Annotated in this window: 11 protein-coding genes and 1 tRNA gene; 8 read left to right on the plus strand and 4 right to left on the minus strand. The window is 47.3% G+C overall.

Going from position 1 to position 12,427, the window contains the following annotated elements; translation table 11 throughout:
• Positions 1-38: 38 nt before the first annotated feature.
• Positions 39-111: transfer RNA gene (locus K2Y22_05510), tRNA-Glu, on the minus strand.
• Positions 112-237: 126 nt separating this feature from the next.
• On the opposite strand from K2Y22_05510, the gene K2Y22_05515 reads away from it, so the two are divergent.
• Positions 238-1,167 (plus strand): TIGR01212 family radical SAM protein, encoded by a 930-nt coding sequence (locus K2Y22_05515; protein MBX9877897.1) that lies wholly within the window; start codon positions 238-240, stop codon positions 1,165-1,167.
• Here the strand turns inward: K2Y22_05515 and K2Y22_05520 are convergent.
• Positions 1,150-2,109, minus strand: coding sequence for an ROK family protein (locus tag K2Y22_05520; protein MBX9877898.1), 960 nt, complete (start codon positions 2,107-2,109; stop codon positions 1,150-1,152). The two genes, K2Y22_05515 and K2Y22_05520, sit on opposite strands and share 18 nt — an antisense overlap.
• Positions 2,110-2,254: 145 nt before the next feature.
• On the opposite strand from K2Y22_05520, the gene K2Y22_05525 reads away from it, so the two are divergent.
• Positions 2,255-2,956: an MgtC/SapB family protein gene (locus tag K2Y22_05525; protein MBX9877899.1), complete on the plus strand. Its 702-nt coding sequence runs from the start codon at positions 2,255-2,257 to the stop codon at positions 2,954-2,956.
• On the opposite strand, the gene K2Y22_05530 is transcribed toward K2Y22_05525, so the two are convergent.
• The gene (locus K2Y22_05530; GenBank protein MBX9877900.1) at positions 2,953-4,419 is read right to left on the minus strand and encodes a phosphodiester glycosidase family protein; all 1,467 of its coding nucleotides are present in this window, start codon (positions 4,417-4,419) and stop codon (positions 2,953-2,955) included. The genes K2Y22_05525 and K2Y22_05530 overlap by 4 nt on opposite strands.
• Positions 4,420-4,584: 165 nt before the next feature.
• On the opposite strand from K2Y22_05530, the gene K2Y22_05535 reads away from it, so the two are divergent.
• Genes K2Y22_05535 through K2Y22_05555 form a run of 5 tightly spaced genes read left to right on the plus strand, consistent with a single transcriptional unit; the run spans position 4,585 to position 10,256 of the window.
• The gene (locus K2Y22_05535; protein MBX9877901.1) at positions 4,585-5,871 is read left to right on the plus strand and encodes a homoserine dehydrogenase; all 1,287 of its coding nucleotides are present in this window, start codon (positions 4,585-4,587) and stop codon (positions 5,869-5,871) included.
• Positions 5,861-6,925, plus strand: a complete 1,065-nt coding sequence (gene thrC / locus K2Y22_05540) for a threonine synthase (protein MBX9877902.1) — start codon at positions 5,861-5,863, stop codon at positions 6,923-6,925. The genes K2Y22_05535 and thrC overlap by 11 nt, the downstream gene beginning before the upstream one ends.
• Positions 6,922-7,845 (plus strand): homoserine kinase, encoded by a 924-nt coding sequence (gene thrB / locus K2Y22_05545; protein MBX9877903.1) that lies wholly within the window; start codon positions 6,922-6,924, stop codon positions 7,843-7,845. The genes thrC and thrB overlap by 4 nt, the downstream gene beginning before the upstream one ends.
• Positions 7,838-9,085 (plus strand): aspartate kinase, encoded by a 1,248-nt coding sequence (locus K2Y22_05550; protein ID MBX9877904.1) that lies wholly within the window; start codon positions 7,838-7,840, stop codon positions 9,083-9,085. Before thrB ends, K2Y22_05550 begins: the two co-directional genes overlap by 8 nt.
• On the plus strand, positions 9,072-10,256 hold the full coding sequence (locus K2Y22_05555; GenBank protein MBX9877905.1) for a PAS domain-containing protein: 1,185 nt from the start codon (positions 9,072-9,074) through the stop codon (positions 10,254-10,256). The genes K2Y22_05550 and K2Y22_05555 overlap by 14 nt, the downstream gene beginning before the upstream one ends.
• Here K2Y22_05555 and glyQ read toward each other — a convergent pair whose 3' ends face one another.
• Positions 10,257-11,189, minus strand: coding sequence for a glycine--tRNA ligase subunit alpha (gene glyQ / locus K2Y22_05560; protein ID MBX9877906.1), 933 nt, complete (start codon positions 11,187-11,189; stop codon positions 10,257-10,259).
• A 172-nt stretch (positions 11,190-11,361) separates the two neighbouring features.
• Here glyQ and K2Y22_05565 point away from each other — a divergent pair, with 172 nt between their 5' ends.
• On the plus strand, positions 11,362-12,309 hold the full coding sequence (locus tag K2Y22_05565) for a MoxR family ATPase (protein MBX9877907.1): 948 nt from the start codon (positions 11,362-11,364) through the stop codon (positions 12,307-12,309).
• Positions 12,310-12,427: the final 118 nt, after the last annotated feature.

Consider the following 12,427-nt stretch of genomic DNA (forward strand, 5'->3'; position numbering starts at 1 on the left):
AAAAACGGGCGCAATGTGCGCCCGTTTTTTTGAAAATCTACCCCCAGGGGAATTCGAATCCCCGTTACCTCCGTGAAAGGGAGGTGTCCTAGGCCTCTAGACGATGAGGGCATCGAGAGTTAAGGTCAGAAATACTAACAAACAGGCTCTGAGTATGTCAATTGAGCTCATGGCAACAAGGGCAACCTGTAGTAAAATCAAAGCCTTCACACAAGCCCAAATAGGTACATGCAGCGCATGAGCCAGCTCTACAGGTCGTTCAATAATTACTTAAAAGAAATCTTTGGTACCCGCGTTTACCGGGTGCCGTTGGATGCCGGCTTCACTTGCCCAAACAGAGATGGGGTCCGAGCCTTCGGCGGGTGCACGTTTTGCGACGATCGCGGGTCGGGAGCTCCGACCATTAAGACTGACTTAGCTATGAAAGAACAATTGCTAAGCGGCATAGAAAGAATAAGACGTCGTTACAAAGCTGAGAAGTTTCTCGCCTATTTCCAGGCATTTTCCAACACTTACGCGCCTGAGGCAGTGTTGCAGAACCTTTACGAAAATTCCCTGGACCACCCGGATGTGGTCGGTCTGATGATTGGCACACGCCCGGATTGCGTCGCCGACAATGTGCTCGATATGATCGCCGATTTTGCCAAACAAACAACTGTCTGGCTGGAATTAGGACTGCAGTCGGCTAATAACAAGACTCTGGAAAACATCAATCGCGGTCACAGCGCAGAAGAATTTTTTGATGCTGTAAAACGCGCCAAAGCACGCGGTCTCAACGTGGCAACACACTTGATCTTCGGACTGCCTGGTGACGATGAAGAAGAAATGATGTCGACAGTGAAGCAAGTCGCAGTGTGTGGAGTCGATGCGATAAAGATTCACCAACTTGTAGTCTACAAAGGCACACCAATGGAAGCAGATTTAAAAGCTGGACGCTTGCCGTTGCTTGATGAAGATGTTTACGCCAGATTAGTAGCCAACTCGTTAGAGATGTTGCCACCGGAAATGATCGTCATGCGCCTTGTTGCAGAGGGCAGCCAGGACGAAGTGTTGGCACCGACATGGTCTTTCAACAAACATCAGACAATGGAAAAAATTGAAGCAATACTTACTGAGCGCGGTACGCGTCAGGGAAGTAAATTCAATGACCTAATTCTCGCGCACTAATAACGCCGAACCAATTACGCCTGCGTAATCGCCCAATTCCGCTTTGACTATTTCTATTTTCTTAGCCGGATGACGCAAAGCATGAGCTTTTGCTTTCTTCGCCGCCAATTGGAAATACAGATCGCAAGCTTCTATCAAACCGCCGCCCATTATGATGCGTTGTGGATTATAAAAGTTAATTACCGATGCAAGTCCTAAGCCCATAAATTCCGCGGCTTGCTTGATGCAAGCAATAGTCAAATCATCGCCTTCGGCAACCGCTTCTGCAATTGCTTTAGAACGCAAAATCCCTTTGTTCATATTGATTTTGTCGCGCACTGTGGAGTCCGCTCCGCGCGAAAGTTCAGCCACGATTGTTTTTGCTACAGCCGTGCGTGAAGCATACGCTTCCAAACAACCCAAAGCACCACAACCACAAAGGCGACCATACGGTTCAAATACCATATGACCAATTTCACCGGCTGTCCCTGTGTGCCCCCGGTAAAGCTTGCCATCGTTGACTATGCCGGAGCCAATTCCTGTTCCGACGAAAATGCAGACAAAGCTATCACTTTTGCGACCGGCACCAAATTTCAATTCACCCATGGTGGCAGCTTCAACATCATTGCCGATCACGCAATCTACATTGTATTGATTGCTCAACGGCTGGCAAATTGGCAAATCGGTCACGCCAATGTTGGCGGCATTTACCAAGACGCCTTTTTGTCTGTTTACCTGACCGGCTGCACCGACGCCAATCCCCTGCACTTGTTTGGCTTCCAACCTGGCTTCAACTAGAGCCAAATCAATTGCCGAGGTAATTCTTTTAATTACTTCGCCATTTTCAGCGCCGCCTGTTCTAGCCTTACTGGCTGAAACAAGCCTGCCGGTGTCCAGATTGACCACCCCGGCCAAAATTTTGGTACCACCGAAATCCACTCCAACGGCAAAACGCTCAGGCATATATACTCCCCGGGGAACGGCCATCATTGTACTAGCCGGACAGGTAAAACCAAAGATCCTCTTGTCAACCCTTAAGTTACTATAATCAGAGGATCTTTTATCGGCAATTAGATCTAAAATGACATCCGCTCTAAAGGAGGGCTGCATGTTCTTTGCCTCCTATTTTATGAATTCGCCCCTATCCGGTATCCAACTCGATCTCGGATTGGAGTTTTTGCCTAATCTCTTACTAGCTGTCATTTTGGGCGCCGCTTTGGGCTACGAGCGCAGACGCCGCCAAAAGGTTGCCGGCCTTCGTACCTTGATGGTAATAAGCTTGGCTTCATGCGTGCTGACGCTTTGCGGCGTCAAGGCCTCTGTCGGAGTCACTCATGCCGACCCAACTCGCGTGGCAGGACAAATTCTTTCCGGCATTGGATTTCTTGGAGCGGGCGTAATTCTACGCCAGGGCTTCATCACTTCAGGCGTAACAACTGCCGCCACTATTTTGTTAGTTACTGGCGTTGGCATGGCCTGCGGTTTCGGACAATATTCTTTGGCAATATCTGTAACGCTCGTTGATCTTTTGGCTCTGCTTATCACAACCAAATACATCAAGGGTTCCGGACAGCGCAGTGAATTGAGCAACGACAATTCGCCAATTAAGTTCTCCTGCCGACCCGAAGAATTTGCTGGGATTAGAGCATTGCTTGGTGACGATTACAAACTTATTTCAGTGATGCGCAAAGACGATTTGTTGAAAGTGACAGTCGGCACATCTCTTTCGCCAGAGCAAAGAGAAAAGGTGCTCGATCGTATTGTCAGCACACCAGAATTGCTTGCCCTAGAAACAACTATTCGAGACTAAGGTACAGCGATACCGTTGTAGTCAGTATTTTCAATTACGCGTCCGCTGGCAACAACGGGCAATTCGTTGTTGGACACTTGCTGGGCGGCAGCCGTCCATTTTTGTGTCGGGTCTTTGAATAAAGGCGAGCGGAAGTCTGTTAAATCCGATGTCGGCGAATAGGTATAGCCTGTGTAGCCGCCACTAAGTCTTGGTGCTTCGGAGAACATAACAGCCAATGAACTTGCTACATGTCTCTGGCTGGATGTGGCATTTCTAGTTACGGTAGCGCCATTTACGACCATTGTCGTTGAACCACCGCCATCAAGATTCATTGCTTCGACAGCACCCATCTGTTGCAAGAATTTAGCAACATCCCAAAGTGTATGTGGCCCTTCCACAGTCAACAACAAAAGATGATTGTCGTTGGTGACACCAACTGCGGTGCGCGCACGAATACTAGCGCCCGTCCAATTTCCACGGAAACGCTCGTCAGCAACATCCAAATATATTTGTCCGTTCTTTATTAAGGTTGGTCCGCCGCTAACTGCATAGACTACATCTTGCCAATCATTAGGAGTTGTCTTCCAAGAAATGTGTACATAATCGCCAAATTTCAATTTCGCGATATCGCCTGATTTGGTGTCAGTCAAAACATAACCACCCAAAGGAATGGTCAGCGAGCGCACGCCTTTACCGACAACTTCGCCGCGATTGTTGACGGCAACAAGACAACCGTCATAGGCCATCTGCACATAATTGCCCCAACGGCGAGTATAAACAATAAGATGAGCGCCTTTACGTCTTGGTTGATTTATGTTGTTCACCCATGCGCTCGGCACATTGGGATTGGATGACACCATGCGACCAAACAAATCAACTCTGTCGATACGTACATATCCGGCAGAATTGATTCCCAGCGAAACTCGATTATAAATTGGTCCGGCCACCCATTCGCCATCTACTATTAATGTGCCTAACGGTGTGCCGTCCTTTTTAAAATAATTTGCGTTGACCGCAGCAAGTGCTCGCGCGCGACGAGCATGGTGCTCGACACCTGCTAATTGATTGAACGAATCACCGGCCAAAACAGGACGCACCTTAACAGGAGCATGCGCCGTGTCCACATCAACCAGGTTGATGTTCAACGCACCACTATAAGATTTGTACAAAACACCCGGGGCTAACTCGCGAGTCGATAGCCTACCAATAAATGCTTGCGGCTGAATTGCCTGAACAGGAGCTGGTGCTTTTGCCTTCGCTACCTTATGTAATTTCTTTCGATAGATAGGATGCTTGTGAGCCGACACACCGCGTCCGGATCGCACAACCATGCGAGCCTTAAATGAGGAGTTCGGAATTGGAGTCATAACTGGTCCAATTGCCTGGGCTTGCGATACAACTCCCAGACCTGCCACTGAACCAACAAGCATCACGAGCGATAAACTCAAACAAGAAAAAAATACCCGCGGTGCCACCCTCATTTACAGTCTCCTAGCTAATTAAAATCCCGCCTGTCCGCCATATACCCAAATATTAGCGGCGGATAACAAATATGCAAGGGAAATCTTTTGGATACACTGCGAGAGATCCGGTTTCCAAGAGCTTTTCGGCAGTTTTTTGGTTTTACACCGGGGAATAACCAACTTATGTCAAAGGTTACTTTGGGCATGATTGGGCTTGGAACGGTCGGGCAAGGAGTTGTTCGGCTGCTTTGTGGCAACAAGAATTTGGTCTTGAAGAAAGTGGCTGTGGCCAATCTCGCAAAAGCCAGGCAAGTCGAGTTGCCTGGTTCGTGCGAACTAACAAGTGATGTTTCAGCGCTTTTGAACGACCCGGAAATTGAAATTCTTATCGAGGTGATGGGTGGTGAAACACCAGCTTTGGACTTCATGCTGCAAGCCATTGAAAAACGCAAACACATTATCACCGCTAACAAAGAAGTCTTAGCCAAACACGGTCCGACACTCTTTGAAAAAGCTCGCGCTAAAGGAGTGGACATTTTTTTTGAAGCAGCAGTTGCCGGCGGCTTGCCTTTGATTTCCACTATTCATAAGGGACTTGAAGCCAACGAAATATCTTCCGTTGTCGGAATAATGAACGGCACGACCAATTACATTCTGTCGCAGATGACAGAAAAAGGAATTGATTTTGATGTTGCTTTGGCCGATGCTCAGAAGCAAGGTTTTGCCGAGGCAGATCCAACTGCCGACGTCGACGGACACGATGTGTCCTATAAACTTTCAATTTTATCAGCATTAGCATATGGCCGCTTTGCAAAGCCATCTGAGATCTACAAAGAAAGCATTCGCAAAATCAATTTCGACGACATTAAAATTGCCGGCGATCTAGGTTATGCAATCAAACTAATCGGCATCACCAAAGAAATAGACGGACAGTTGAATGTGCTCGTCGCGCCGATGCTTGTTCCGGCAAGTCATGTTTTGGCAGCAGTCTCCTCAGCGAATAACGGCATTCTCGTTAACGGTTCAGCCGTCGGTGAAATCGTCATGGTTGGACCGGGTGCCGGACAAATGCCCACTGCTTCAGCAATTGTCGGAGACACAATAAATTTAGCCAATGCTCTTCAGTTGCCCGATTTCTCTAGCTATTTCCAACCGGAGATTGAAACGGATTGGGCTGCAGTAAAAGAAGCTTCAACCTGGCGATCGCCCTATTACTTGCGTTTGATTGTTGCTGACACACCAGGTGTCATCGGCCATCTCGGCACTATTTTCGGCGAGCACAACATAAGCATTCGCAGCTTGATTCAAAAGGACACCAAGAAAAACGAAGCATCAGTCGTTGTAATCACGCACGAAGCAAGCAAAGCCGACATGGACAAAGCCATCAAGAAATTGCAAGCGTCCGCATTTCTCAAAGAAGCAGCAGCAATCCTGCATATTTTCCAACCAGAGACTAATCATGCACAATAGCGCAGCACTAATTGACACATATCGCGATTACCTGCCGATGTCGGATACAACTCCGATAATAACTCTCGGCGAAGGCAACACGCCGCTTGTAAAAGCTGTAAATCTGCCACAACAATTGGGATTTCCCAATCTCAATCTCCACTTCAAACTTGAGGGACTTAACCCTACAGGCAGCTTCAAAGATCGCGGCATGACTCTGGCTATTTCAAAAGCAGTGGAAGAGGGTTGCCGTGGAGTGATTTGTGCTTCGACTGGAAACACAAGCGCTTCAGCAGCAGCTTTCGCTACCAAAGCAGGAATACCTTGCTTTGTTTTGCTGCCGGCAGGACATGTTGCCTTAGGCAAATTAGCGCAAGCAATTCTTTACGGAGCGAAACTCATATCAATTGACGGCAATTTTGATCAAGCGCTCAATCTTGTTCGCGAAGTAGCAGACGACTGCCACCTCACTATCGTCAATTCAATCAATAAGTACAGACTGGAAGGACAAAAGACAGCAGCCTTTGAAGTAATCGAGCAATTAGGCAAACCTCCTGATTATCTATTTATTCCAGTCGGCAATGCCGGCAATATTTCCGCATACTGGCGCGGTTTTAAACTCTGGAAGAATATGGGCAAAATTTCCTCGGCACCGCGAATGTGCGGCTTTGAAGCAGCAGGAGCGGCAGCCATTGTTTTAAAACGTTCAATTGCCGAGCCGGAAACAAAAGCTACGGCCATTCGCATAGGCAATCCAGCAAGCTGGAAAGAAGCGGAGAAAGCTGCAATTGAATCTGATGGCTGGATCGATTCTGTAACAGATGACGAGATTATGGATGCTTATAAGCTAATTGCTCGCTCAGAAGGTATTTTCTGCGAACCATCAAGTGCTGCCGGACTGGCAGGACTTATCAAACACCTCAAAGCCGGTGCCGTAATGACTAATGCGACTGTTGTTTCGGTACTGACCGGCAATGGCTTGAAAGATCCAAATGCAGCAATGAGCGCTATCAAAATTGATCTCAATCCAATTGAGGCGACCATGGAAAAAGTGAAACAAGCCATAGGCATATGAAGACAAAAGTGACAGTCAAAGTACCTGCCTCCACGGCCAATCTTGGTCCGGGCTTTGATTCACTTGCGCTTGCGCTTAGTCTGTACACGACAGTGTCAATTGAAATTCGAAATGACGCAACACAATCACATCCGATGCTGAAGCTCGTTGGACCAATTGCTCAGCAATTGCCTACAGGCTCGGACAATCTAGTCACTAAAGTTGTAAAACAAATGTGGCCGGTGGATGCCGAATTGCTCAATCGAGCCTTTATTACGATATCTTCGGAGATTCCACTTGCGCGTGGACTAGGATCAAGCGCAGCGGCAACAATCGCAGCAGCTTGGGCAGCTGCATCTTTTACCGACAAAAGACCTGTTCCACATATGATCTTAAAAGCAGCTTTGGAATACGAAGCACATCCGGACAACTTAGCAGCAAGCCTCATGGGAGGCTTTGTCGTCTCATCTACAGACGACGGCAATTGCCGCTATGAAAAACTTGCCTGGCCGGACAAATGGAAAATAATCAGTATCATTCCTCAACAATCTCTTTCAACAAACGAAGCTCGCGCAGTTTTACCAAAAGAAGTGAGCCTGCAAGATGCTGTCTTCAATTTGCAAAAGACAGCAATTTTAGTTGCCGCTGTTGCGCGCACTGATGATTTAGGATTGAAGCATGCCCTCACTGATAGACTGCATGAGCCTTACAGACAAGGACTAATTCCGCTTCTTGCCGAGACAAAGACTGCGCTCGGTGAACTACCCTACCTCGGTTGCGTGATTAGTGGCGCCGGTCCATCAGTTACAGTAATCGTGCATGCAAACGATTTTGAACCCGTGTTGGACACTCTCAAAAAATGGGCGGCAACCAACAAGGCTGTGTCAAAAGTGATGCCTTTGGCAGTCTGTCCAAAGGGGGTGCAAGCCACCTTTGAGTAATACGAATATCACTGTATTGAAATTCGGCGGCTCCTCTGTGAAAAGCATTGGGCGAATTCAACACGTTGGCGAAATAGTTCAGGAAAGATGCAAATCCGGCAAAGTACTGGTTGTCGTTTCAGCCATGGGTGACACGACTGATTACTTGATTAAACTGGCAAAGCAAGCAACAGAAAATCCCGATGCTCGCGAAATGGATCAGCTACTGGCAGTCGGTGAACAAATTTCAATTACTCTTCTGACAATGAGCCTGCACAGCTTGGGCATCAAGGCACGCTCCTTGACCGCTGCTCAGGTGGGAATTTTCACCGAGACTGTCCACAACAAGGCACGAATTGTTGATGTTAAGTCAGAAAGTCTTATGAACGCTTTGAAGACCAATGATGTTCTAGTTGTAGCCGGCTTCCAGGGAATCACCGAAACAGGTGACGTGACGACACTAGGTAGAGGCGGATCAGATACAACTGCCGTCGCATTGGCTGCGGCCGTGAATGCCGTTTGCTGCGACATTTACACAGATGTAGATGGCATTTACACAGCTGATCCAAATGTAATTACAGGTGCACGCCTGCTAAATCAAATCTCACACGAAGAAGTTTTGGAAATGTCCCGGATGGGTGCTCAGGTTATTCACCCTCGCGCAGTCGAGTTAGCTCGCCGGTATAAGGTCCCCCTGCGCGTGCGCAACACCTTTAAGCCGGACCATGGTGGTACATTAATTGATGGAGGAGACAATATGGAAATCTACCGCACGGTAAGCGGTGTGGCTATCGATAAAGACCAAGCCAGCGTAGCCATCCTTAATGTCCCAGATAAGCCGGGAATCGCCGGCACAATAATGCAAACACTGGCAGCACAAAACATCGTTATCGACATGATTATGCAAGCCTTTCATCCCACAATGGGCAAGAACAGCATCACATTTACCGTGCATCAAAATGACCTTGATCAAACAATCGCAGCGCTGAACCAAATTAAGTCAGACCTAGGCGCCAGTGAAGTCTTATCCGACCCCGACATCGCCAAAGTTAGCCTTATCGGCGCTGGACTGGCAGGACAACCCGGAGTTGCAGCCAGAGTCTTCAATACACTTGGGAAAAACAGCATAAATATAAAAATGATAGCTACAAGCGAGATGAAACTAACTTGCGTCGTAAGTCAAGCAGACACAGAAAAGGCAGCCCAGCTAATACATGATGCTTTTGAATTGAAACGAGCAGTGCAACATGAGCAAGCGTAATACAGACCCAATAGAATCTGAAAAAATATATCAAGCAATGCACGAGCTTGAGGCATTAACACGCAACTACATAGATGGCGTCCTCAAATCTCGCGATGCCGCTGCTGCTCATGCTCGTTTTTTGATGGCAATCTTAGATTCAATCGGCGATGGCTTGATTGTCGTGGACGCCAGCAAAAACATACTCTTGGCCAATCAAGCGGCAATTGCCATAGCCGGCTGGGAAATAGCCAATCTTTCCATGTCGGAATTACGCAGCCGCTACAAGCGCTTCAAGGAAGATGGACAGACACCACTTTTAGAGGATGAAGAACCCCTTTTTATAGCTCTTAATGAAGGCAGAGCTGTCGAGTCAATTGGTTTTGTTACCAGTCCACACTTACCGCCGGAAGGAATTTGGATACGAACAATTGCCTCACCTGTCAAAAATGAAAATGGTGAAGTTATTGGCGGCGTCACACTATTTCAGGACATAACAAAATCGGTAAAACTAAAAAAGCAAAGAGATGCGCTAGCAACGCTTATCACACACGATTTAAAAAACCATCTTATTGCCGAATCCGGCGTCTTGGAAGTTCTAGCAGACGAATTGTCCGATGAGGTCGATCCGGAAATCAAAGATATGCTGACAGAGCAAGTCGCCGGCAATTTCAAATATCTTGAACTTGCTTCAACACTTGTGGAATTATGTCGAACAGAAATGCTATCGACAAAAGATCACATGAGTTTAGTAGCTATACCTGACTTGCTAAATTCTGCAATTGATTTAAACAAGCAACATTTGACTAATACCGGCGTAGAAGTAATTCTAAATATGGAACCCAATTTGCCTTTCGTCAGAGGCATTTTCCCTGCATTGCAACAAGTTTTTCACAATCTCGTACAAAACGCCATTTTCGTAAGTGATGAAGGCGAAACAGTAACCATCAATGCTAAGAGAAAAGACGGCTTCATTGAAATTGAAATAGCAGATATGGGCCCAGGAATTCCAGAAGAGAAAATGAAAACTCTTTTCGATCCATCAACAGCTGCAACACATGTGCGCACCAGCAGCTCAACAGGAGTTGGACTACATCTTTGCCGACTATTACTTGATCTGCACGGCGGCAAACTAACTTGCGCCAGCGAAGTCGATCACGGCACCAGCTTCTTTGTTGACTTGCCGATCTAATTAGTTCTTTATCGTTAGATAACGTTCTTTATAGGTCTCAACAGCCTGTGCGCGTTCTGATTCCGGCATGAGCGGGAAGCCCAACTCAATACGTTGTTCTAAATAGAGTCTAGCAATTTTTTCTGACAGACGACGTATGCGCAAAATGTTTGCCATGCGCTCATCACGTCCTAAAACACCGCGGGCATCAAGCAGATTGAAAGTGTGTGAGCACTTAAGCACTTGCTCGTAAGCAGGCATAACAAGTTTCTTTTCAATGAGGCGTCTCGCTTCTTCTTCGTGCTTGGCAAAAAGCGTCGAGAGCATTTCCGGATTGCTTTCTTCAAAATTGAAAGTAGATTGCTCAACTTCGTTGCGGTGGTAGATTTCACCGTAAGTTACTTTATCATTCCACTTCAGTTCATAAACGCTTTCGACATTTTGCAAGTAGGTGCAAATGCGCTCAAGACCGTAAGTAATTTCAGCAGCAACCGGTTTTACTTCCAGACCGCCTGCTTGTTGGAAATAAGTGAATTGCGTTATTTCCATACCGTCTAGCCAAACTTCCCAACCTACGCCCCAGGCACCAAGTGTCGGTGACTCCCAATTGTCTTCAACAAAACGTACGTCATGTTTAAGCGGATCAATGCCTAGGACTTTGAGACTTTCCAGATACTTCTCTTGGACGTCATCTGGAGATGGCTTCAAGATGACCTGATACTGGAAATAATGTTGCATGCGGTTAGGATTTTCGCCGTAGCGCCCGTCTGTCGGTCTGCGGCAAGGGTCTGTAACGGCCATATTCCAAGGTTCAGGGCCCAGGACGCGCAGGAAGGTGCCGGGGCTCATTGTCGACGCCCCCTTTTCCAGGTCATAAGCCTGCATTATTACGCAACCCTGCTTGTCCCAGAACTCGTTAAGTTTGTGAATTACTTGCTGAAATGTAAGCGCCATCGCCCGTTCCCGTCTTTTAACAATCCGAGCCAACAGTCTAACACGACCTTAGATTGTAGCTATTTCATCTTTGTCTTATTTTGAGATTAATGACTATATAAACGGGCATAACCGCAATAGGGGTAGAGGCAGTTGCCATGGCGGCTATGACGGCTTTCTATCCAGGAGTGGCATGGTCACAGTGGAAACCTTACCTAAAAATCTCGATGCCAAACTGGCAGAGCTTGTGGCGAGCATCAATAGGGTTCTTGTCGGGCAGTCGCGTTCCATTCACCTTGCCGTCACAGCATTTCTAGCAGGGGGACACGTCCTTTTGGAGGACGTCCCGGGGGTTGGAAAGACCCTTTTGGCAAAGACTTTAGCCCGGTCTGTGGCAGCCAACTTTACCCGCGTACAGTGTACGCCAGACCTATTACCTTCGGACATTTCCGGCGTGAGCATCTATAGCCAGAAGGAAGGCACATTTAATTTCGTGCCTGGACCAATTTTTACGAACATTCTGCTGGCAGATGAAATCAACCGCGCCACTCCACGCACACAGTCAAGCTTGCTGGAAGCGATGGAAGAAAGGCAAGTGACGATAGACGGAGAAACGCGAGAATTACCTGAGTTGTTTTTCGTGATTGCCACGCAAAACCCGATTGAATATCACGGCACATTCCCGTTGCCTGAAGCGCAGATCGATAGATTCATGCTTTGCCTGTCGTTGGGATATCCTAAGCCCGATGAAGAAGTAACAATGCTTGAGAAGACATTGCAACCGGATGCTTTCTCAGCAACACCGGTATTAACACAAGAAGAAGTATTACAAGCCAGACGGTTAGTCAACAAAGTGTTTGTTGACGAGTCAATTCAACGCTATATCGTCGATCTTGTTAATGCCACCAGACACAATTCACACATCGTCCTTGGCGTAAGTCCTCGCGGCAGCCAATTGATGATGCGTGCGGCACAGGCAACGGCGCTGCTTAGCGGGCGCAACTTCGTCAAACCGGACGACGTCAAACTCTTAGCCCCATCAGTGTTAGGTCACCGCATCATTCCTCGGCAAAAAGACAACAAGGTTAGCCATGCTGAAATCATTGATCAAATCATTGAACAGGTTGCGGTCCCTATCTAGTCAGCCTTCAACCAAACCCGGCGATCGTTTAAGCTATCGTACTTCCGCACGTTTCTTCGTAATGATTATTCTGGCTTCCGCTCTGTTTTTCATAGCAGGAAACGTAGGTTGCGGCTGG

The sequence above is a fragment of the Candidatus Obscuribacterales bacterium genome (genome assembly GCA_019744775.1).
Lineage (GTDB): Bacteria > Cyanobacteriota > Vampirovibrionia > Obscuribacterales > Obscuribacteraceae > SBAT01.